This is a genomic window from Pedobacter aquatilis, assembly GCF_032678405.1.
Classification (GTDB): Bacteria; Bacteroidota; Bacteroidia; order Sphingobacteriales; family Sphingobacteriaceae; genus Pedobacter; species Pedobacter aquatilis_A.
The window spans coordinates 484,102-507,186 of sequence record NZ_JAVTSJ010000002.1 but is presented as its reverse complement, the minus strand read 5'-3'; the positions used below and the strand labels follow the sequence as shown (position 1 = coordinate 507,186).

Annotated in this window: 21 protein-coding genes and 1 riboswitch; of the genes, 9 read left to right on the top strand and 12 right to left on the bottom strand. The window is 37.8% G+C overall.

Features of this window, described 5'->3' with window-relative positions:
- Window positions 1-244: 244 nt before the first annotated feature.
- Window positions 245-709, top strand: coding sequence for a DUF4920 domain-containing protein (locus R2R71_RS07650; protein WP_316830673.1), 465 nt, complete (start codon window positions 245-247; stop codon window positions 707-709).
- Between the two features lie 95 nt (window positions 710-804).
- On the opposite strand, the gene R2R71_RS07645 is transcribed toward R2R71_RS07650, so the two are convergent.
- Together R2R71_RS07645 and R2R71_RS07640 are read right to left on the bottom strand one after the other, a co-directional pair.
- Window positions 805-1,869 carry a branched-chain amino acid aminotransferase gene (locus tag R2R71_RS07645; protein WP_316830672.1) on the bottom strand — a complete coding sequence of 355 codons (1,065 nt, stop codon included), beginning with the start codon at window positions 1,867-1,869 and terminating at the stop codon, window positions 805-807.
- 148 nt (window positions 1,870-2,017) lie between these two features.
- On the bottom strand, window positions 2,018-2,983 hold the full coding sequence (locus tag R2R71_RS07640; RefSeq protein ID WP_316830671.1) for a tryptophan 2,3-dioxygenase family protein: 966 nt from the start codon (window positions 2,981-2,983) through the stop codon (window positions 2,018-2,020).
- Window positions 2,984-3,047: 64 nt separating this feature from the next.
- Window positions 3,048-3,110, top strand: a riboswitch (Fluoride riboswitch).
- Between the two features lie 18 nt (window positions 3,111-3,128).
- Here R2R71_RS07640 and R2R71_RS07635 point away from each other — a divergent pair.
- A complete protein-coding gene (locus tag R2R71_RS07635) occupies window positions 3,129-4,418 on the top strand; it encodes a voltage-gated chloride channel family protein (RefSeq protein ID WP_316830670.1) in 1,290 nt (429 codons plus the stop codon).
- Window positions 4,419-4,488: 70 nt separating this feature from the next.
- Here the strand turns inward: R2R71_RS07635 and R2R71_RS07630 are convergent, their stop codons facing one another.
- The gene (locus R2R71_RS07630; RefSeq protein ID WP_316830669.1) at window positions 4,489-5,790 is read right to left on the bottom strand and encodes an HAD-IB family phosphatase; all 1,302 of its coding nucleotides are present in this window, start codon (window positions 5,788-5,790) and stop codon (window positions 4,489-4,491) included.
- Window positions 5,790-6,752: an NAD-dependent epimerase/dehydratase family protein gene (locus R2R71_RS07625; protein ID WP_316830668.1), complete on the bottom strand. Its 963-nt coding sequence runs from the start codon at window positions 6,750-6,752 to the stop codon at window positions 5,790-5,792. Before R2R71_RS07625 ends, R2R71_RS07630 begins: the two co-directional genes overlap by 1 nt.
- Window positions 6,753-6,822: 70 nt before the next feature.
- On the opposite strand from R2R71_RS07625, the gene R2R71_RS07620 reads away from it, so the two are divergent.
- Entirely contained in the window at window positions 6,823-8,004 is a 1,182-nt protein-coding gene (locus R2R71_RS07620; protein ID WP_316830667.1) for a formimidoylglutamase, read from the top strand.
- 68 nt (window positions 8,005-8,072) lie between these two features.
- A complete protein-coding gene (locus tag R2R71_RS07615; RefSeq protein ID WP_316830666.1) occupies window positions 8,073-9,227 on the top strand; it encodes a TlpA disulfide reductase family protein in 1,155 nt (384 codons plus the stop codon).
- A gap of 70 nt (window positions 9,228-9,297) precedes the next feature.
- On the opposite strand, the gene R2R71_RS07610 is transcribed toward R2R71_RS07615, so the two are convergent.
- The 7 genes from R2R71_RS07610 to dcd all read right to left on the bottom strand — a co-directional run bounded on the left by R2R71_RS07610 (window position 9,298) and on the right by dcd (window position 19,098).
- Window positions 9,298-9,804, bottom strand: coding sequence for an SMI1/KNR4 family protein (locus R2R71_RS07610; protein ID WP_316830665.1), 507 nt, complete (start codon window positions 9,802-9,804; stop codon window positions 9,298-9,300).
- A gap of 11 nt (window positions 9,805-9,815) precedes the next feature.
- Complete coding sequence (gene purD / locus R2R71_RS07605; RefSeq protein ID WP_316830664.1) at window positions 9,816-11,087, bottom strand: phosphoribosylamine--glycine ligase; 1,272 nt, start codon at window positions 11,085-11,087, stop codon at window positions 9,816-9,818.
- 116 nt (window positions 11,088-11,203) lie between these two features.
- The gene (locus tag R2R71_RS07600) at window positions 11,204-12,079 is read right to left on the bottom strand and encodes an SDR family oxidoreductase (RefSeq protein WP_316830663.1); all 876 of its coding nucleotides are present in this window, start codon (window positions 12,077-12,079) and stop codon (window positions 11,204-11,206) included.
- 89 nt (window positions 12,080-12,168) lie between these two features.
- On the bottom strand, window positions 12,169-12,930 hold the full coding sequence (locus R2R71_RS07595; protein WP_316830662.1) for an enoyl-CoA hydratase/isomerase family protein: 762 nt from the start codon (window positions 12,928-12,930) through the stop codon (window positions 12,169-12,171).
- A 76-nt stretch (window positions 12,931-13,006) separates the two neighbouring features.
- On the bottom strand, window positions 13,007-15,703 hold the full coding sequence (locus R2R71_RS07590; RefSeq protein ID WP_316830661.1) for a TonB-dependent receptor: 2,697 nt from the start codon (window positions 15,701-15,703) through the stop codon (window positions 13,007-13,009).
- An 89-nt stretch (window positions 15,704-15,792) separates the two neighbouring features.
- The gene (locus R2R71_RS07585; RefSeq protein ID WP_316830660.1) at window positions 15,793-18,483 is read right to left on the bottom strand and encodes a carboxypeptidase-like regulatory domain-containing protein; all 2,691 of its coding nucleotides are present in this window, start codon (window positions 18,481-18,483) and stop codon (window positions 15,793-15,795) included.
- A gap of 78 nt (window positions 18,484-18,561) precedes the next feature.
- Window positions 18,562-19,098 carry a dCTP deaminase gene (dcd, locus tag R2R71_RS07580; protein WP_316830659.1) on the bottom strand — a complete coding sequence of 179 codons (537 nt, stop codon included), beginning with the start codon at window positions 19,096-19,098 and terminating at the stop codon, window positions 18,562-18,564.
- Between the two features lie 71 nt (window positions 19,099-19,169).
- On the opposite strand from dcd, the gene R2R71_RS07575 reads away from it, so the two are divergent.
- The 5 genes from R2R71_RS07575 to R2R71_RS07555 all read left to right on the top strand — a co-directional run bounded on the left by R2R71_RS07575 (window position 19,170) and on the right by R2R71_RS07555 (window position 22,261).
- Window positions 19,170-19,817, top strand: coding sequence for a 4'-phosphopantetheinyl transferase family protein (locus R2R71_RS07575; protein ID WP_316830658.1), 648 nt, complete (start codon window positions 19,170-19,172; stop codon window positions 19,815-19,817).
- A 39-nt stretch (window positions 19,818-19,856) separates the two neighbouring features.
- On the top strand, window positions 19,857-20,579 hold the full coding sequence (gene lipB / locus R2R71_RS07570) for a lipoyl(octanoyl) transferase LipB (RefSeq protein ID WP_316830999.1): 723 nt from the start codon (window positions 19,857-19,859) through the stop codon (window positions 20,577-20,579).
- 33 nt (window positions 20,580-20,612) lie between these two features.
- A complete protein-coding gene (locus R2R71_RS07565; RefSeq protein ID WP_316830657.1) occupies window positions 20,613-21,338 on the top strand; it encodes an SGNH/GDSL hydrolase family protein in 726 nt (241 codons plus the stop codon).
- A gap of 87 nt (window positions 21,339-21,425) precedes the next feature.
- Window positions 21,426-21,926 carry a DUF5684 domain-containing protein gene (locus tag R2R71_RS07560; protein WP_316830656.1) on the top strand — a complete coding sequence of 167 codons (501 nt, stop codon included), beginning with the start codon at window positions 21,426-21,428 and terminating at the stop codon, window positions 21,924-21,926.
- Window positions 21,926-22,261, top strand: a complete 336-nt coding sequence (locus tag R2R71_RS07555; RefSeq protein WP_316830655.1) for a DUF2752 domain-containing protein — start codon at window positions 21,926-21,928, stop codon at window positions 22,259-22,261. Before R2R71_RS07560 ends, R2R71_RS07555 begins: the two co-directional genes overlap by 1 nt.
- An 8-nt stretch (window positions 22,262-22,269) precedes the next feature.
- On the opposite strand, the gene R2R71_RS07550 is transcribed toward R2R71_RS07555, so the two are convergent.
- On the bottom strand, window positions 22,270-23,013 hold the full coding sequence (locus tag R2R71_RS07550; RefSeq protein WP_316830654.1) for an RDD family protein: 744 nt from the start codon (window positions 23,011-23,013) through the stop codon (window positions 22,270-22,272).
- Between the last annotated feature and the right edge of the window lie 72 nt (window positions 23,014-23,085).

The following is a 23,085-nucleotide window of genomic DNA, read 5'->3' as shown; positions in this document are numbered from 1 at the left end:
ATAAAAACCTGAAATACAAATAGTTACAAGCAAACCTATTAACAATTAAGTTTTGGATTAACATTTGCCTAATGTATTATGTTGTACGTCATGGGATGTGATCTATAACAATAGGGATGATTTTCCTCGTTAGTGAGAGCTAGCGAGGATTTTTTTTGCCTTCACTATTTAGAAAAATTTTAAATAACTTTGCTACAGATAATTACCGGAAAAATAAATTAATATAATCTCAAAAAACAATGTTATGAAAAAAATTATTTTAAGCTTAGGATTTTGCCTGATTACAGCCCTCACTTTTGCGCAAACAGCATATACAGGTCAAAAATTTGGTGAGGCCGTTACACCTGGTGATGTTAAGCCTGCTGCTAAAATGGAAGCTGCAATGGGCGACAAAACAACTACGGATATGAAAATTGAAGGTAAAGTTGTTGATGTTTGCAAGAAAAAAGGCTGCTGGATGACTTTAGAAATGGCAAACGGCGAACCAATGCGTGTTACTTTTAAAGATTATGCTTTTTTTATGCCAATGGATGTGGTAGGTAAAAAAGTCGTTTTAGATGGTATCGCTAAAAAACAAACCATTTCAGTTGAAACACTTCGCCATTATGCTGAAGACGCGAAGAAATCTCCTGAAGAAGTTGCCAAAATTACTGAACCTAAAAAAGAATTAGCTTTTGAGGCAAAAGGTGTTGTAATCCTGGATAAATAATTAAAAAACCTTAAAGGTAAAAGCAAAAAGCTTTGCCATAAAAAAAGCCCCACACTAAAAAGTATGGGGCTTTTTTTATAAGCTGAATATTGCTGTTATAAAACCCAATTCCAGCCAAACTCATCTGGAGCAAGGCCGTAACGGATATCATTTAATCTTTTTGCGATACCATTTGAAATGGTCCTGGTTGAAGCATCGGTAAGTTTATAAGTTTTACCCAAATAACCAATTTCTCCGATATGAGTTACCGTTGCGGCTGTACCAGCAGCAAAAGCTTCAGTTAAGTTTCCGTTTTCAATCCCGTCAATAACTTCCTTAACCGAAACCCTTCGCTCTTCTACTTCTACGCCAGCATCCTTTGCCAATTTAATGATTGTATCTCTTGTTACACCATCCAAAACAGTGCTCCTAACTGATGGCGTAACTAATTTACCGTTAATTACAAAAATCAGGTTAGCTGTACCTGCCTCCTCAATATATTCATGATTAATAGAATCAGTCCATATTAACTGGTCAAAACCTTCTTTTTTTGCTTCTTCAAAAGGATAAAGCGAACGGGCATAATTTCCTGCAGTTTTTGCAAAACCTACACCACCATCATCTGCTCTTGTATATTCCGTTTCAATCTTAACTTTCAACGCATTGCTGTAATAAGGACCAGTTGGTGTGGTAAGCAAAGCAAATTTATAGGTATCTGATGCTTTAACGCCTAAATAAGGATCTGTTGCATACATTACCGGACGAATATATAATGCATAATCATCCTGAGAGGGCACCCATTTCTCATCGATGTTGATTAATGCTGCAAGGCCCTGCATAAAAATTTCTTCCGGGATAGTCGGCATCGACATTCTCGCAGCAGATTTATTAAAACGCTCGAAATTCTTGTCTGCACGAAAAACGCTAATCTTTCCATCCGGCTGACGATAGGCTTTTAAACCTTCGAAAATTGCCTGACCGTAGTGAAGTGCAGAAATTGCTGGGCTCATTGGAATTGGTCCATATGGCAAAATCTGAAGATTTTTCCATTCGCCATCTTCATAATCAGCGGTAAACATGTGGTCGGTAAAAACTTTACCGAAAGGTAATTGCGAAAAATCGGTAACCGATAAACGTGTTTTATCAGCTTTTGCAATTTTTATATCTAATGTCTCGGTCATACTTTTATTCATTTTGAATGACTGATTTAGGAATGAGTGAAATGATTCGCTTCTTGCAATCCAAACCTTTTGTCATTCTTTAATTCAATCATTAATTATTTTGCGCAAATTAAGAAAAATGCGGCTATCTTAATAGTATTTTCAGATATTAATCTTTGTTCTTTAGTGTTTTAAGCACACTAAGCACCCAACCTTTGCCCCATTCATCCATCTGTTCTTCAGTCCATAAAAAGGGATAAAAAATTCTTTTCTGGAAACGGGGTGGTAAATATTTTTGCCAGTTAGTTCCGCCTGTTGCAGCTACATCTACCGGATCTTTCTCCAGGTAACGAACAGCCGATTTATAATGCGCCAGCGGCCACTCTACATTTACATATAAATCGAGTTTGCGAAGCTCCTCACCTAAAGCTGTTACATCGCTTCCATTTGCTTTAAATTGCTGATAAAGTGCTGAGAAATTCGTCAGCGTTCTATCTTTTGCCAATTGTAAAAACTGAGCAGAATATTTTTTAATGAATTGTTTTAGTGTAAGCGTTTGTTTGCCAGATGAGAGTTCAGTGGCACCAAATTTCCAGTAAATATGCTCAAACTGATCTTCCAATGTTGCTGTACTTAACTCGGCTCTCTTACTTTTATCTACCAGCCGGATAAAATCGGTTGCACAGATTTCGATCATCCGGTATTGTCCCGACTGAAAACCACTTGCCGGCAAAAGCGACATTCTGAATTTCAGGAACTGTTCTTTCTCCATGCCCTCAACCATTACCTCGAATGAAGTGGTCAGTGCATTGAAATAAGCATTAATACGTTTTATGCGGGCCGTAAAAAAATCAACGGTTAAATTCTGATATTCGGCAATTTGCTTGCATTCATGTAAGGTTAACTTGAAATAAAGCTCTGTAATCTGATGATACATGATAAAAATTTCTTCATCAGGAAAAGGTGTTTTCGGGCTCTGTAAGCTTAAGAGTGTATCAAGATGGATATAATCCCAATAGGTAAGAAAATCTGCGTAAAGCAATCCGTCGAGATAGGAGGCCATATCCTGTCCCATTGCGGTATATTTTTCCTGAAGCTGATCGAGCTTATCTTTTATTTCGGGCGTAAATTCCATACAACAAAGTTAATATTCCTAAATTGATAAACATATTTTGCAGCAAATAGTAAATTTTATACATTTGAATAATGGCGATGGGGTACCGCCAAAACCGCCCAAACAGGCTGATGACTCCTACGATTTTATTTAAAATTGATTTCTAATGCCTGTTAAAAAATTAACAGAAGGTTTTCTTCTGTCTTTCAATCGCTTTATCAAACTCGAGTTTGGTGTTTTATTATTGAGCAGTTTCAAATGGCTGCTGATATCTTCTATTTTAGGTAGCATAATAGGTTCTGCATCGGCGCTTTTCTTAGAAACGTTAAATCTGGCAACCGATTACCGCGAATCTCATTTATGGATAATTGTTTTTTTACCTCTTGCGGGTTTATTAATAGGCCTTACTTATCATTACTGGGGAAAAAATGTTGTAAAGGGAAATAATCTTTTAATTGAAGAATTGCAAAGCCCAAGGAATGTGATTCCCTTACTTATGGCCCCCTTAATTTTTGCGGGGACAATAATTACGCATTTGTTTGGCGGCTCGGCCGGAAGAGAAGGTACAGCCGTTCAAATTGGCGGCGCATTCGCTGATCAGTTTACAAAGATCTTCAGGCTGAAACCAAGAGACAGAAAAGTTATTCTTATTTGTGGGATAAGTGCAGGTTTTGCTTCGGTATTTGGCACCCCCTTAGCCGGAGCAGTTTTTGGCCTCGAAGTTTTCATTGTAGGCTCACTTGTGTACAATGCAATACTACCTTCTTTTTTAACCGCAGTAATTGCCGATTATATTTGTAAAATGTGGGGAGTTGGCCATACACATTATTCAATCGCATCGATTCCACAAATGGATGGTATTAAAATCCTTTTATCGCTTGGCGCAGGAATAATTTTTGGCTTGGTTGCCCGCAGTTTTTCCGGCTTAAACCATCGCCTGTCTGCATTATTTGGCAAAATAAAATATCCGCCACTACGCCCTGTTATTGGTGGTTTTATGCTAATCGTTATTATTTTCCTTTCTGATACAACAAGATATGTTGGACTGGGGATTCCGGTTATCTCCGAATCCTTTACTTTTCAGGAACCTTACTACACTTTCGCTATTAAACTTTTTTTAACGGCATTAACCTTAAGTTCGGGTTTTAAAGGGGGCGAGGTTACACCTTTGTTTTTCATTGGCGCAACATTAGGCAGTTTTTTAAGCCTTTTTATTCCACTACCCGTTGGATTACTTGCCGGAATGGGTTTTGTGGCCGTTTTCTCGGGAGCGGCAAATACCCCGCTGGCCTGTATTTTTATGGGTATAGAATTATTTGGCGCAGCATCGGGCATTTATATCGCACTGGCCTGTGTTGTTTCCTATTTATTTTCAGGACATACCAGCATTTACCGCTCCCAAAGTATTGGCAGCCCTAAACACCTGTTATTAAAAAGGCATCAATTTTTGAAGTAAAAACGCATGTTATAAAATGGTCTGTATGCCACAAACCATTTTATGTAGCTATTGATTTGCAAAAATATTCTTAATACAACACCCTGAATTTTATCGTATGTTCGATTTTTTTAAGGGCTTTAAATAACTGCTTATCATATTCGGTATTAATATCGGTAATGGCATAACCAATTTCCGGGTTTGTCATTAAAAACTGGCCAACAATATTAATATTGTGTTTTGCAAAAACAGTATTAATCTGCGCCATTATACCCGGAACATTTTTATGGATATGGATTAAACGATGTGCTTTATCGATTTTTGGAAGCTGTAAATTTGGATAATTCGCACTTAAATAGGTCGTCCCCGTATTCATAAAATCGATCATTCTTTTTGGGATAAAATCCAGGTTACGGGGATTAGCTTTCACATCATCAAAAACAACAATACCCATTTTTGTACAAATGCCGGCATCAATCTTATTCTTCGAATTGCCCAGGTAACCAATAGTTTTTAACTTAACCGCATTTTTCAACTGCTCTTTATCAATTTTTTCACCATCTGCCAAGAGCATGATCCCAACATCCTTGACATATTTTTCTTCGAATGATGTTTTGTGCCTGATTGATAAACCATCATTTTTAAGCAGCGCAATGCTCCTTGGGTCTACATCACCAATAACCAGACATAAAATCCTGTTCTTTGGATAAGAAATCGCTCTTGGTAAATCGTTAACATATAAAAACTCATCAAAACTTGGCGTAATGTGATCTGCTTTTTCTATAATGGTTTGGCGGGCAATGTTCTCAGTGAAGGCAAAAAATTTATTAATCATACCGCTTTCGCGAAGCTGAAAATCAGAATAACCATCTCCTATACCAAATAATTCGCCTTCTAATTTCAAATGCTGAAGTAGTTTAACTTTACCGCCTTCTTCACTCAAAGGATTTGCATGATCGTAATCAATAATTTTGCCATCACCGGTTGTTACAAAAGTGTTGGCATAAATATTCTCCTTTTTGATATGATACTGGCTTACAACTGGTGTAATAAACTCTTTAAATCCTCCAGATACAATTAAAACCTCATCGGCATGTTTTTTAAAAAAAGCGGCATTACGTGAAAAAGATGTCGAAACTTTTTTCTTAAGGTGCTTGATCAACTGCTTTAAATGGTCTTCATTTGCTTCCAGTAATTTTACCCGCTGCGCAAGGCTTTCGGAAAAAGAAAGCTTTCCTTCCATCGCCTGATTGGTATAATCTTCAATTTTTTGAAAAATCGCCTCTTTTTCAGGATGTTTTTTTAAAGATATTCTGGCAAGCTCATCTAGTGCTTCAACCTGGGTGAAAGTGCTGTCAAAATCAATAATGTAGTAGGCTTTTTGTTTAGGCATTATTTTAAGTATTGAGTAATTTCCTGAATGCTTTGTGCTATTGGTTTAAACTGAATACCTGTAGCACTGATTATCTTTTGGTTATCGTAATAGCTTAATGCAAGGCTGCTTTTTGCTGTATCTTTAGTAATTGATGGTTGTTTACCGGTAAAAAAGGCGAAAAATTTCAAGGCTCTCCATGCGATTCCAAGCATCCATGGCTTTGCTTCTTTTACCGGGGGCTTAACGTCAAAACCATTCGCTATTGCTGTAAACAAATCTTTGTAATGGTAGTTATCTGCCGAAATAATGTAACGCTCGCCACTAACCGGGGTTTCCATCAGCAATATCATGGCTTTAGCAACATCCTCCACATCAACAAATCCCGAAGCACCATCCGTGTAGAATGAAAAACCATCTTTAATTAACTTAAATATGGCACCACTTCCTTCAAAACCCACATTTTTCCCTATGATAACAGATGGATTTACGATCAATGCATCTAAACCTTCGGTAATGCCCCGCCACACTTCCATTTCGGCTTCATATTTTGACAAACCGTAAGCATGTGCGTTGGCATCGTACTCCCAATAATCCATCTCTGTGATTTGTTTGCCTCTTTTAGCATCGCCTAATGCAGCGACTGAGCTTACGTGTAAAAGGCGGCAGTTATTTTCAAGACAAAGGTTAACAATGTTCGAAGTTCCTTCAATATTTACATGGAACAGCTGCTTTTTATCTTTAGGATTAAAAGAGACGAAAGCCGCACAATGAAACACTTTTGTAATCCCAACAAAAGTATCTTCTAAAGCAGCAGGTTCGTTTATATCCGCTTCAACCCAATCAACAAGCTGATTATTTGCGATGATAGCAGGAATTACAGAAGTTTTTCGTTTTAATGCCCGAACGGCTAAACCGCTATCGGTTAACTGTTTTATTAATTCAGATCCTAAAAATCCCGTGCCACCTGTTACGAGTATCATTTATTTTTTTTGGGCTACATGTGAAAATACGCATTCAAAAATAGATATTTGAGGCGATAGTTTTAAATATATGTCACTAACCGATTTCTTTTCACCATTAAATGCCGAACAGTTTACGCCAAAAGATGGGTTTTATACCAGTCAGCTGGGTTTAAAAACTCAATTTTATACCGAATCTTTTCCTGATCTGGAGGAATCGAAATTCGACATTGCAATTTTTGGTGTGCTTGATGGCAGAAGTGCCATTAATAATGAAGGTTGTGGCATTGGCCCGGATTATTTCAGGGAAAAATTTTACCGCTTAAATGAGGGTGCTTTCACCAGTCGTTTGGTCGATTTAGGTAATATTCGTCCTGGTGCATCACTTGCCGACACCTATATTGCCGTGAAAATGGTTGTTTCTGAACTGATAAAAAACGACATTGTTCCGGTGATTATTGGCGGCGGACAGGATTTAACCTATGCGCAATATATGGGCTACGAAGACCTTGAGCAAAAAGTTGATCTCGTTATCGTAGATAATCAGTTTGATATTGATGATGACAGTCATGATGGCATTGCAACACGTTCAGATTGTTACCTGAATAAGATTTTTCTTCATCAGCCAAACTATTTATTCAATTTCAGCAATATTGGCTACCAGACTTATTTTGTAAACCAGGAGAGTTTGAGTGTGATGGATAAACTTTATTTTGATGTGCATCGCCTTGGAGAGTTTGCACAGGATATTACTTTAACCGAGCCCATTATCCGCAATGCAAATATGATAAGTTTTGACATTGGCGCCATTCGTTCAGCTGATGCTGCTGCAAATGCCAATACTACACCTAATGGTTTTGATGGCGAAGAAGCCTGCAGAATTACCCGTTATGCCGGAATGAATGATAAACTTACTTCCATTGGTTTTTACGAATTTAATCCTGCTTACGATAATAATGGCCAAACAGCTTTTTTGCTGGCGCAGATGGTATGGTACTTCGTAGATGGGTTTTATGCCCGCAAGAAGGATTTCCCGCTTACCCCAAAATCGCAGTTTATCATTTACAGAACCAGTTTAAAAGATGGCTCCGGAGAGATGACCTTTGTGAAAAGCAAGAAATCAGACCGCTGGTGGATGCAGGTTCCATACCCAACCGGGGAATCAAAAAACGAACGATACCATTTGGTTCCTTGCCGTTATGATGATTACCAAACAGCAATAAACGGGGATATGCCCGACCTATGGTGGCGAACTTATCAAAAGCTATCATAATTTTACACAACAAGTTACGTTAAAGAACCACAAATATTTACCTTTACCAACTGACGAAAATTATAACCATGAAAAAAATACTCTTATCTGCAATGGCTTTATTGCCTTTGGCAGCATTAGCTCAAAAGCCATTTACCATAAAAGGCGATGCAAAAGCATTAAAAACAGGTGATAAAATATACTTTGTTTATACTGCAAATAGTGAGCGTAAAACTGATTCAGCTGTAGTAGCAAATGGCAAGTTTGAATTTAAAGGGACTACTGCTAACGACCCGGTTATGGGGAACCTTTTTAAAAACGTAAATCCTTACGTTAAAGGGAGCAATACCCGTAACATGGATTATGCAAGCTTATATGTTGAACCCGGAAATATCACGGTAAGTTCTACAGATTCTATTAAATCTGTTAAAGTAACTGGCACACCTGCAAACGATGATAATACAAAATTAAAAGCTAGCCTAAAACCAGCAACCGATAAAATTGAGGCTATAAATACCGAATATGCTAAACTTAGTGCAGAGCAAAAACAAGATAAAGCCATAGTGGCCGGTATTCGTGAGCGCTATGAAAAAGCATCAGAAGAAATGACACCAATTTATCTGGCTTTTGCTAAAAACAATCCAAAATCTTATGTTAGTTTAGTTTCCTTATCACAATTAGCCAGTGATCCGGATGCTCTTATACAAGTTGAAACGGCTTATGCTGGCATAAGTCCTGAATTAAAAGCGACTAAAATTGGAACCACTTTAGCGAAAACTTTAGAGGCTTCCAAAAAAACTGCTGTAGGTGTTATGGCAATGGATTTTACACAAAATGATGCTGAAGGAAAGCCGGTTAAGTTATCTGATTTTAAAGGTAAATATGTATTGGTAGATTTCTGGGCATCGTGGTGTGGCCCTTGCCGCCAGGAAAACCCGAATGTGGTTGTTGCATACAACAAGTTTAAAGATAAAGGCTTTACCGTTCTAGGTGTTTCATTAGATGGAGGTTCTACTAAAACCACTAAAGAAGCATGGCAGAAAGCAGTTGTAGACGATCAACTAACATGGACCCATGTTTCTGACTTACAAGGCTGGAGCAATGAAGTTGCCGTAATGTATGGTATCCGTTCTATTCCTGCCAACTTCTTAATCGACCCGACTGGTAAAATTATTGCTAAAGGTTTAAGAGAAGAGGCTTTGCAAAACAAGCTTCAGGAACTTTTAGGTAGTAAAACTAAATAGACTGGAAGATTGACTTATTCAGTTTTCTTGTAAAATAAAAGCCCTGATGTTGCATCAGGGCTTTTATTTTTTATGCTGATTTTAGAAAATCCAAAGCATTTATAAAGTAATTTTCTAAGCCTTTGTAAGGGTCTTCTCCAGGAATCCAGGAGGCAAATTTCCAGTATTCCCATTCCTCATTTTCTGACAATGGCGGTATCAGGAGAAAATACTGCTCTTCATTTCTGCCGCCAATAACAATGCTTCTTGATAGCTTAATGGCAACATCAAGTAGTTCATCATTATTAATCCAGATTTCAATTAATTCCGGATCGATATCTTTTAAATAACCGACATTGGTTACCGATTCAAAAGAAGGTTCGGTATTTTCATTAGGTGAGGTAAAACCGTTAGTTATTAACAGAAATTCTTTATAATCCTTTGGTAAGATAATCTGCAATTGTGCCTCCAGCTGTTTTATTTCAGTTAAAGATGCTGCTTGATTACCTAACCATCCTGAGGTTACCTGCTCATCTGTAAAAATAAACTCCCCTTGCCTGATGGCTGTTTCTGAAATCTTTTTTAGTGTTTTCTTCAAAACAAATCCCCTTAAATTAAATCGAAGCCAATATCCTCCCTGAAATATTTACCATCGAAATAAATTCTTCCGGCATCAGCAGTTGCTGATTGCAATGCGGTAAACATATCTTTTTGTAAGCTGGTAATTGCGATAACACGCCCACCGTTAGTTTTAATTACATCATTATCCAATAGTGTTCCGGCGTGGAAAGCATTAGAGTGGCGTAGGTTTTCGATCCCCGAAATAGCCTTACCTTTAAGGTATTCGCCAGGATAACCTCCGGCAACAATCATTACAGTAGCAGCAGTTTGTTCTGAAATAACAAGATTGACCTGATTTAAAGTTTTATTTGCTGTTGCGATAAAGAGTTCAACCAAATCGTTTTCAACCCTCGGTATCACACTTTCTGTTTCCGGATCGCCCATGCGGGCATTGTATTCGATTACAAAAGGTTCATCGCCAACCTTTATCAAACCAAAAAATATAAAACCGGTATAATCGATATTATCTTTCTTTAAGCCCTCAACTGTTGGTTTTATGATTCTTTCTTCAACTTTTGATAAAAATTCAGGAGTTGCAAACGGCACCGGAGAAACAGAGCCCATACCACCAGTATTTAAACCAGTATCGCCCTGGCCAATTCTTTTATAATCTTTTGCAGAGGGAAGAGTAATATAATTTTCACCATCGGTTAAAATAAAAACAGAGAGCTCTATCCCGCTTAAAAACTCTTCGATAACTACGGTTGCACCCGCAGCACCAAATTTGCCCCCAAGCATCAGTTTTAATTCTTCCTGTGCCTCAATGGTTTCAGTACAAATTAACACACCCTTTCCCGCAGCCAAACCATCAGCTTTTAAAACTACCGGCAAGCTATGTGTTTGAAGATACGCCAAGCCATCTTCTAAAGTTTCAGGTGTAAACGATTTTGAAGCGGCAGTTGGAATACCATGGCGTTCCATAAACTGTTTAGAAAAATCTTTACTACCTTCTAAAATTGCGCCTTCTTTTTTTGGTCCGATAACCGGAATATGCGCAATTGCATCATCAGCAAGGAAAAAATCGTGAATGCCGTTTACCAAAGGTTCTTCGGGTCCAACAACAACCATGTTGATGTTTTCGGCCAGTACAATTTTCTTAATGGCATCAAAATCATTTACATTGATATTGATATTAGTACCAAAAGCACCCGTACCACCATTTCCCGGCGCAATAATTAATTTATCACAGTGTGAAGACTGGCTTATTTTCCAGGCGAATGCACTTTCTCTGCCACCTGAACCTAATAGTAAGATATTCATACGGGCAAAGATAAATAAAAATGTAAGAGGGAAAATTAAAACAATGGAAAATGGATGATGTAAAAGGGAAACGGAATCATGCGCTCATGTGCCCCACTTACATCTTATCTTTTACATTATTTAGCGTTTCTGGTCATTTGCTCCAGCATGTCCCACATTTCGTTTGGAATTGCTTCAAGTCCGTTCATTTGGCCGGCACCTTGCAACCATTCTCCGCCATCAATGGTAATTACTTCGCCATTAATGTAACCAGAAAAATCGCTTACTAAAAAAGCAGCAAGATTTGCCAGTTCCTGATGCTCGCCAACCCTTTTCAGTGGAACGCGGTTTTTGAAATCAAACTTTTTGGCCAAGTCACCAGGCAGTAACCTTTCCCAGGCGCCTTTTGTTGGGAAGGGGCCTGGAGCGATAGCATTAGTACGAATACCATACTTACCCCATTCAACCGCTAAAGAACGGGTTAAAGCCAGAACACCTCCTTTAGCACAGGCTGAGGGAACCACGTATGCTGAGCCCGTAAAAGCGTAAGTAGTAACGATATTTAAAACGGTAGCCGCTTGTTTTTCTTTTATCCAATGTTTACCGAATGTTAAGGTGCAGTTTACTGTTCCTTTTAAAACAATATCGATAATTGATGAAAAGGCATTTGCCGATAAGCGCTCCGTTGGAGAGATGAAATTACCTGCAGCATTGTTTAACAGCACATCAATCTGCCCGAATCTTTCCAATGTTTTCTCAAGCACGCTTTCCACCTGTGTAACATCACGTACATCACAGGCAACTGCCAGAACCTTGCCTCCTGTTTTTTCCTCCATTTCATCGGCAGTTTTTTGAAGCACATCCTGCTTTCTGCTGGTGATTACCAGGTTGGCGCCTAACTTTAAAAAGTAGATCCCCATGGCTTTTCCTAAACCGGTTCCGCCGCCGGTAATCACAATGGTTTTTCCTTTCAGGGCATCATCCCTAAGCATAGGCTGATTAAATGCAAACATAATTTCGGGTTGTTATACTGGTTAAAAAATTGAATTGATTAGCACGGTGCCATCTTCACACAAATTTTGAATGAGCTATTATGCAGCGGCTATTTTCTTTGAAGATTCTCCAAAATTGTTTTCAGGATGTGTCGTGTGCTCGGTGACCACCACTGCTCAAGCATCTTTGCTAAGGTTGCAGATTGATCGGCACGCATCGAAACAATTAGTTCTTCACGGATATTAAGCTTACTCTGCGACCAGGTATTGCTTTCGAGCTCCATGAATTTTTTGATTTTTCTTTCGGCAGTTGTTAAAAGGGATTCGCCTTTAACAATTTCATCTACCAAACCCACTTTTAAAGCCTCGTCAGGATTATAGAGTTTTCCGGTAAGCAAACTTCGGCTTGCTTCGGCTTTGCCTATCCAGAAGGCATAGAGCTGGAAAATACTGTTCGGAACAATAATACCAACTGGGACTTCGTTCAAACCAATAATGTATTGCCCTTCGGCCATGATACGATAATCGCAAGCGAGGGCCATTACACAACCACCTGCGGGGCTATGCCCACTAATGGCAGCGACAATTGGTTTTTTAAAGGCAACCATATTTGCCGCAAAACCAAAGAATAACTGAAAGAAAGATTTTGCCTCTGCTTCGTTGTAATTATAAAGCTCGATCAAATCTAAGCCTGCTGAGAAAAACGGTGCACTTCCTGTTAAGATAACACCGCCTATATTGTCATCAGCAGCGATATTTTTCAACATGTCATCAAGCTCGGTAATCAGCTCACGATTTAATGCATTTGATTTCCCTTTGGCTAATGTTATCGTTGCTAAACGGTCTTTTACACTTACTTTAATCGTATTCATTTTAGTTGTATTTCAGGCAAAATAATAAATTTGAATTAGTATGCATGCATACTAATTCAAATTTATTATTTTTTAGCTATTTAACACTATAGGTATATACCTTTCTTGCTAAATGCCCTGAAATGTCGATTCCCTCAATAATCATTCTGTAATTGCCAGGTTCGTTGGCATTATAAAATTCAAAACGTCCGCTCCCATCATCATTTGTAATAATTTCGGGATTCCAATAAACCGTATTTCTGGTATCATCAATATCCAGCTCTTTGGGTTTATCATATTGAGGAGAATAAAAAACCTTAGAAACCGTAATTCCTTTCGGGTTTAGATTAACAATGCCTTCGGGCTCATATTTATATGATAAGTCGGTACCTTTCTTGGTTGTTATAACAATTACGCCCCCACCTGCTTCCATGCCATAAATTGTAGTCAGCGCAATGGTTTTCAGTAATTCAATACTTTCAACATCGGCAGGCCTTAATCCATCCAAAGTACCTGGATAAATTCCATCAATAACGTACATCATTGGTGTATTCTTTAGTGTTGAAGAACCAAATCCTCCCCTGATCAACCGAGGTGTATCCATTCGCGAAACCTCTACCCCGGGAAGCATTCTCCAAACTGATCCCCAGGTAACGAGGTCCTTTATTTTACTGCCCGGCAAAATATAATCAGCTACTCCAGCTCCATTATAATTCGAAGAATTAGGCGTCAGGTTCTTCTTACCCGCGATGATTACCTCATTGAGTTTTATCCCTTCATCCATTAAACCTAAACGCCTCATCTCGTCAAAATAAGTATCATTGGCTTTAATATAAGGCATTAATGCTTCATTAACATTAACCTCAATGTCGGCAATATTTTTGTTTTTAGTAATGACCTGATTGGCTATCCGCTCTAAAATTATATTTACTTTTTTATCATTATCTTTGGTTCGGGCCTGAACAACAAATTTTGTACTGTCTTTAAATAAAAGGTTCTGAAATTTAAACCTTCCATTGGCATCCGTTATCGTATCTAATACAAATGCTTTAGAATCTTTAGCCATTAACAGCACCTTTCCCCCGACTACTGGTTTTCCTCCCTTTTTTACCTGGCCACTTATTATACTGGATTGCTCAGGCGCAAAAGTAATATTCGGAAAAACATTGTTAATTACATTTTTCCATACAAAACGGCTCCATCCCTGGGTAAGCATTAAGTTATCCAGCTCCTGATTGGTTTTATTATCATCATTGAGAAAATAGTAATTGGGACTTTCTACATATCCTGCTAAATCTGAAGTGAGCAGCAGGCTGCTTAAGATGTTACTTTCATTATTTTCATCGGGTTTTATTTTACTGATATTGGCAACAGAAACAGAGAAGCTTCCAATCGATGCCTTATCGTTACCAGATGCATTAAAAGCAAAAACAGTTTTACCTTTTCTCGAAGCAGAAACCGAATCGGTTTTTATATCTATGGTTATTTGATTGTTGCTGTGCTTCACAAAAACCAGTCGTTCAGCAATTGGCTGATTTTCTCCTGAAAATAATGTGAGCTGTGTTATTCCTGAGGGTAGCTTGTTCTTTTCTATTGAAGTAGTAACTAGTTGCTTATTAATTTTTGCTTTGGCCACATGAAAAATAGAACCGCTTTGTTGCGCAACAACTTTAAGCTCCTCTCCATTTACTACATCTGCCGAAGACAATATTTTTATTTTCAGTGTTTCTGCATTTATATCCTCTACTGAAAGCGAATGACCTTTTTTCTGTATTTCAGGAAATTTGAATTCCTTTTCAGAACCATCTTTGAATTTAACAATTGCAGTGTAAGTTTTTCCTGGTTGTACGTTGGTGATAAAATTGCCCATACCCAAATGTTCGGTTTGAAAAGTGGTAATTACATTGCGGCTGTCATCCAAAACCACTCCGGAAATATTTTCACCTTTACCCGAAGAATTTACTGCTTTTACGGCAATCTTTTGAGGCAAGTCTTCCAAAAGAATGCCACTTTCGGGTAGAAGTTGTACATCTACCTGATTGGAAGTTGCCAGAATCGGAATTGATTTCGTTACTTTAATTCTATTCGGAAGATTTAAAGTTGCCAAGATTTTGCCTGGTTTATTTACCTGGCTGCTTGTGAATTTGAACTGTGCATCGCCGTTTAAATCGGTTTGAGCTCTGCCTCTAGATTGTGTTTTATCATCAAATACAACCTCATAGCTAATATCATCCTCGCGATATGGAACACCGCTTTTATCTTCGAAATGAATCGTGGCAACAACAGTATTAAGGTTGTTGTCTTTACTGAATTTATAAGCCGTTTTTGTGAAAACTTTATTTGAAATGCTGTTGCCTATTTTAATTGTTTTATCATAGAAAAAATCTGTTTCGAAGTTTCGCATGTAGTTGGTATAAGCACGAATCCGATAATTTCCTTCAGCTAAAGTATCGGCAATTTTTATATTCCCCCAGCTCACACCATTCATTAGAGGCAATTTAAGCTGTCTTCTTAACGAATCCTTTTCATCAATTAATTCAACATATACTATTTTACTCAATAAGGAAAGTCCTTTGGCATTTGAGTTGGTAGCATAGGCCTTAAACCAAATATCATCGCCAACAGCATAATAAGGTTTATCAAGGTGGAGATAAATTTTTTCGTGGGGGTATTTAACGTTGTAATCAACAAGTTTTTTAAGGATGGCGTTAAAAGGGTCATCATCACCTTTAAATGCCAATATTGATACAAACACTGCTGAGAGCACCAGTAGGCGGGTAATTAGGTTTTTCATATCGGTTAGGTTAAATGATTATGCCTCAAGTTAATAAACCTGAGGCATAAGGAAAGAGCATAACACTAACTTTTTAGTTATTTCAACATTTATTTTACATCATAAGTGAAAACCTTACGTGCAAGATGACCTTCTGCATCTATGCCTTCGATAACAACCCTGTAAGTTCCAGCCTCATCGGCATTGTAGAAATCGAATTTTGCCTTGCCATCTTCTGCCGCTACAACCTGTGGATTCCAATAAATTGTACTTCTGTAATCCTGTTTACTATTTGTTGTTTGCGAATCGTATTTTGGGGCGTAAAAATCACGTGAAACAGAAAATCCTTTTTGATTTACAACAACAACACCAGGTGCATAATTATTGTAAGATACTTCTCCACCCCCACGTTTGGTAGTAATTACAAGTACACCGCCACCACCACGGCTACCATAAATAGCAGTATTGGCAATCGACCTTAATACCTCAATGGTTTCGATATCAGTAGCATTTAGGTTGTCTAAAAATTCTGACTCAACCTGCATTCCATCAACCATGATCGACATTGGTGTATTCTGGCTCCGTGTAGAGTATGGCACGCCATTTCTAAATATTACAAATGGGATACGGCCATTAAGGCATTGAGAAAGCGTAACACAATTTGATAAATCTTTTGCCGTAAGTATATAATCGGCATTGCCAGCACCGTTTAAATTTGAAGAGTTTTTAGCAACGTTCCTTTTCTCAGTTATCACCACTTCATCAAGTTTAATTGTTCGCTCTAAAAGCCCCAAACGCGTCATCTCGTTAAAATAGTTATCACTTTCCTTGATGTATTTCATCAGAGAATTATTAACGTTAATGTCAATATCTGCGCTGTTTTTATTTTTTGTTACAATCTGGTAGGGAACTGCATCTACTTTAATTTCAACAAATTTCCTGTCGGCTTTGGTTCTGGCCTGTACAACAAATTTTGTACTGTCACTAAATACCAGGTTATCAAAATTGAACTTTCCTTCAGCATTTGTAACAGTATCAACAACGAATAAGCCGCCTTTGGTAGACATCAGCATTACTTTTCCATTGGCTACAGGTTTACCACCTTTTGTAACCGTGCCACTAATTGATGTAGATAGCTCAGGTTTATAGGTAATGGCAGGAGCGAGATCGCTGATTACATTTTTCCATAAAAACCTCCTCCATCCCTGGGTTAACATCAAATTATCCAGCTCGCGGATGGTTTTTAAATCATCATTAAGAAAATAATGATTTGGCTTTTCAACATGTCCCGCCAAATCTGATGTCAGCCATAAGCCAGCGATAATATTACTTTCATTATCTTCGTCAGGCGTAACCTTACTGGCATTTGTTACTGAAACTGAAAAACTCCCCAATACAGATTTATTATTGTTTGATGCCTCAAAGCTGAAAGCTGAAAGACCTTTTTTCACTGCCGATAAACCTGTGGAATTTAATTTCAGATCAATCAAATCGGTTTTGTTTTTATTGAAAATCAAACGTTCGGCAATAGGTTGGTTAGTTGCTGAAAAGAGGGTAAACTGAACAATACCTGAAGGCAGTTTACTCCTCGGAATTGTTGCCAGTAAAACCTGCTTATCTACTTTAGCTTTCGAAACGTAATAAACATTTCCACCTTGTTGTGCAACAATTCTAAGTTCATCACCCGTAGTTAAACTGGCGCTGGCCAATAGTTTAATTACAACCTTACCCGTATCTAAATTATTAACAGCTAATGCATAGCCACTCTTTTGCGCCGTAGGAAGTTTAAAATCTTTTTCAGAACCATCTTTGAACTTTATCTTCGCTGTATAGGTTTTTCCAGGTTGGGCATTTAATGTGAAATTACCCATACCTAAATAAGTGCTTTCAATGTTTACCATTTCTACACCACTCTCATCAACAATTTTCCCGGTGATATTTTCTCCGTTGCCGCTATTATTTAAAGCTTTTATTGCGATTTTTTGAGGAAGCTCTTCAACAAGTGTTCCGCCCTCAGGTAAAAACTGAACATCGACATCGTTGCTTGTAGAAGTTATTGGAATCGATTTAATAACTTTTTGCTTATTATCGAGCGTTATAGTGGCTACTATTTTTCCTTTTTTATTGAGGAACGACTGGCTGTTGGTAAAATTTATAACAGCATCTCCTTTTAAATCGGTTTTGGTTCTACCCCTGGCAATGCTTCTGAAATCCAACTGAACATCATAACTAACATCACTTTCTTTGTAGGCAACACCATTTTTATCTTCAAAGTGAATGGTAGCCGTAACTTTATCTGCATTATTCTCTTTGGCAAATTTATAATCAGTAAATGTAAAAACCTTGTTAGCCCAACTGTTACCAATCTTGATGGTTTTATCAAAAAAGAAGTCGGTACCGAAGTTGCGCATATAATTTGTATAGGCCCTTATACGGTAATTTCCTTCGCCTAAAGAATCGGTAAGCTTAAAATCGCCCCAGGTAACGCCACCCATAATAGGTAGTTTAACTAACCTTTTTAACGAATCTTTTTCATTAATAAGTTCTACATAAAGTATTTTACTAATACCAGAAGGTGCCTGTGTTTTAGTATTTAACACATAAGCCTTAAACCAGATATCATCGCCTATGGCATAATATGGTTTATCTAAATGCAGGTAAACTTTTTCCTGTTGATATTTAGTAGTATACTCATCTAGTTTTTTAAGGATTTGCGTAAAGGGATCGTCCTCTATTTTAAATGCAACGAAACCAATAAGCACAGCGAAGAAGCTCAAAGCGAGCGAAATTTTGATTTTCATTTGATGTGAGGTAAAAAAATATGCCTCAAGTTACAAAACCTAAGGCATAATTTAATGAAGATCAAATGAATTATTAAGTTAGAAGCTGTTCTTCCACATCATACTTTCTACAGGCTTGGTAGTTTTATTGTTGTATTTTGCATTACCCTTAGAGTTATACATGGTTTCGATGTTTCCTTCAACAACAAAGTAAATTAATTGTCCGATTGGCATGCCCGCGTAAACTTTTACAGGTTGTGCTACCGAAATTTCGAGTGTCCAGGTATTGCAAAAACCGACATCACCTTTACCGGCAGTGGCATGGATATCAATACCAAGGCGACCGGTACTGCTTTTACCTTCTAAGAAAGGCACATGATTGTGCGTTTCTGTATACTCTAAAGTTACGCCAAGATATAAAGTTCCGGGTTGAAGCACATAACCATCTTTTGGGATTTCGAAATGCTCGATTTCATTATGCTTTTTGGCATCGAGCACACGGTTTTTATAGGTAGCAAGGTATTTACCCAGGTGTACATCGTAAGAATTAGTTCCTAGGCAACCCCGATCAAAGGGTTCGATAATGATTGTTCCCTTGTCTATTTCCTCCAAAATCCTTTTATCTGATAATATCATTTTTATGCGTATTTTTGGCCTAAATTATCATTTATTTAAGATAATTTTGCATGCTAATCTCAATTTTATAAATGCCCGTAGTTTATAATAAAAATATTGATGAGCACTCCGTTCTCGCAATTTGGAAAATTGAAGAAACTGAGGCTGAACTTCTTGCAGGCTTACAACTTAAGCAGCATGAGTGGGATATCATTACATCGTTTAACAACGGAAAAAGATTGCTTCATTGGTTAAGTACAAGGCTTTTACTGAGAACACTCCTTAACACCGAAGAATATATAGACTGCCAGTTTGATGAAGATGGCAAGCCTTATCTTACCAATTTCGATTATAAAATATCGCTAAGCCATTCATACGATTATGCCGCAGTTATGATAAGTAAGGATTACGCCGTTGGTGTTGATATAGAACTGATCAAGCATAAAATAAAAAGCATAAAGCATAAGTTTTTAAACGATGTAGAACTTGCACAGAAACAAATCGGTGATAATACTGAAGGGCTTTATGTTTGCTGGTGCGCTAAAGAGGCTATTTACAAATGGCATGGTAAAAAAGGATTAGAGTTTAAACAACATATCCACATTAAACCATTTAAACTAAAGAGTGAGGGCGACCTGAATGCCATTGTAGAATTACCTTCGGGAACGCGTGAATTAACCGTTCACTATTTTAAAACCAAAGATGGTTACATGTTGGGTTATGTGCAGGCACCTGCCTGAATTTAAAGCGGAGATAAGATGAGTGACATCAAAGGAGAAATGTTAACTACAGAAAATACAGCCGAAAAAGCTATTCCTACACAATTTATTGATTGGGGCTTAACTGATTATCAGGATGCGTGGGACAGGCAGGAAGATTTATTAAATAAAACTGTTGCCATTAAAAGCGAAAACCGGGTTAACGGAACACATTTACCAACACCGAATTACCTGATCTTTAATGAACACCCTCATGTTTATACTTTAGGAAAAAGCGGGCACCCGGAAAACTTACTGTTAGATGAGCAGGGCTTAAAAGAAAAGCATGCTACCTATTATAAAATAAACAGAGGTGGCGATATTACCTATCATGGGCCGGGGCAGATTGTAGGCTACCCGATTTTAGACCTAGATAACTTTTTTACCGATATACACCTCTACCTGCGAACCCTCGAAGAGGCTGTTATTTTAACTTTACAGGACTACGGAATAAGTGCTGGCCGTTACCCAGGGTACACGGGTGTCTGGCTTGATGCCGATAATGATAAGGCACGTAAGATTTGTGCCATGGGCGTTCGATGCAGCAGATGGGTAACCATGCATGGCTTTGCCTTTAATGTTAATGTAGATTTGGATTATTTTAAAAACATAGTTCCTTGTGGCATTGATGATAAGGCAGTAACTTCTCTGGAGAAAGAATTAGGGTATAAGCTAAATATGGAGGAAGTAAAGGAAAAGCTTAAAAATCATATCGCCGCATTGTTCAAGATGGATTTACTTTAAATCCGTACATAGCCTTTTTGCGTAAATTGGCTTATGAAACTTTTATTCAGTATCGCTTTATTTTCTTTATTATCTTCGGGCTGCACTAAAGAAAAAAATATGTCTGTGGCCAGCCCTACTGAAAACCCGTTTATTATGCCGAACACAACAGGTAATTACACTTACCTGGCTCTCGGCGATTCTTATACCATTGGGCAATCAGTTACGCAGGCAGAATCATTTCCTTATCAGCTACAGACATTGTTAAAGAAAAATGGCCGTAATGTAGAAGATCCAAAAATTATTGCTGTTACCGGCTGGACAACTGACGAACTTCAGGGTGCAATTACACAGGCAAAGGTTACACAAAAATTCGATTTCGTTACTTTGCTGATAGGTGTAAACAATCAATACCGCGGTTATCCGCTGGAAACCTATAAAAAAGAATTTTCGGCGTTACTACAAACTGCAATTGGTTTTTCAGGTGGACGAAAAGCAAGAGTATTTGTAATTTCTATACCCGACTGGGGTGTTACACCTTACGCCAAAAACTATTCTAAAAGTCCTCAAACTATAGCTTCAGAAATCGATGCTTTTAACGCTGCCGCAGAACAAATCACATTGGCCGCTGGTGTGAGTTTCACTAATATCACGCCCGACTCGCGAATGGCAGCTAACGATATTTCTTTAATAGCCAGCGACGGCTTACACCCAAGCGCAAAAATGTACACTAATTGGGTAAATGCCCTGGCACCTAAAATTATGGATGTTGTTAAATAAATAGGCAACGATATATTTCATTATTAATCAAAAAGTTATAATTTTAGTTTAACTATCTAATCGTTAAAACTAAAACTTTTATTAATTATGGACGAGTATCAATCATCCGCGAGTTCCGGTGCCCTTGCTGCATTTTTAGGCGCCTATTTTATCTTCATTCTGGTCATTTCAATTGCTTCAATAGCTGGCATGTGGAAGGCCTTTGAAAAGGCAGGTAAACCTGGCTGGGCTGCAATTATTCCAATCTACAATTTAATTATTCTTTTAGAAATTGTTGGCAAACCAATGATCTGGATTTTATGGCTGATCATTCCTTGTGTTAACATCGTATTTTCTGTCTGGCTGCAAAACCTGGTGAGCAAAAGCTTTGGAAAATCTGAAGGTTTTACTGTAGGCTTAATTTTACTCCCATTTATCTTTTGGCCAATATTAGGTTTTGGTGATGCCAAATACTTAGGTCCTTCTGCCGCAGAAGCACAAAACGGGGGATTTGGAAATAACCCTTTCAACAATCAGAATAACCCTTTTGGCAATCAGAATAATCCATTCAATAACCCTAACGATACGCCTACACCTCCGGTTGTTTAATGGCATCGATAATACTATTTCAAATGATTTGCAGCGCAGTTAACTTGTTTAACTGGCTGCAAAATCATTTAATACCATGTCCTTTTAAAACATTGACGAGCATCGATTGCCCAGGCTGTGGTTTTCAAAGGTCTTTTATTTTTCTTCTTCAGGGAAACCTAATAGCAAGTTGGAAAATGTATCCTCCTACAATACCGCTACTTTGCTTATTCTTATTTGCAGGTATTTCTTATCTCAAACCTTTTAAAAACCGTTCTCTGATCATTAATATATCAGCAATATTAGTTGGCAACTTTATTATGGTTGTTTACTTATATAAAATCTTTTTACGGTAACGATTAGCTTAATGTGCCATACTAGCCGTTAAGTAGCTGTAGTCTTTCATTACAGTTTCCAAAAACTGTAATTCGTTCATTCCTTCGGGGATCACCGGGGTAATATGTTCTTTAATTTTGGCAGCCATGGCATAAATCAACTGTGCATTTCCTGTTTGGTAGAAACCTGTCAGAACTTCATGGATCAACTCTACTTCACGGTCGTTTAGGTGTAGTACTTCTTTAAAAACAGGTTCATAATTTTCAGGCAGTGAAAAGCTAAAAGCAACGTTATCGATTTTTGTTCGGGGAACCGTTTTGATAAGTGTTGTTTTCGCGAGCATATCGCCAACACGTTGATGGTTTTTTGATGCAGCCACGCAGATTAACGCTACAACACCCCAACCCAAGAAAAAACCAAAATCTATAATTCTGAAAATCCAGCGCATCAGGTACTGACCGAAAGTAGGTTGTCCGCCATCAAGACTGATCACCTTTATTTTCATAATTTTCTTTCCAAAGGTTTGCCCATCCATAAAGATTTCGCATACCAAATCGTAAAACAAAAAAATAACCGAAAATATAACGATAAGCGCAATAAATAGCGTTTCAGAGCGACTAATTGAAGCCACAATCATCAATATTATGGCAACCACATATAATATGACAAAACCTGCCAGATCAATTAACCGGGCAACAATGCGTTCACCTAATCCTGCAACTTCATAATCGATATCTACATTCTGAGCAGTGTTAATCCTAATGGTTTCCATATTTCAAACATAATTTTTTTTAACCATAAAGAGGTGTTCAATGCTTCAAAAAATTATCATATAACTTTTAGC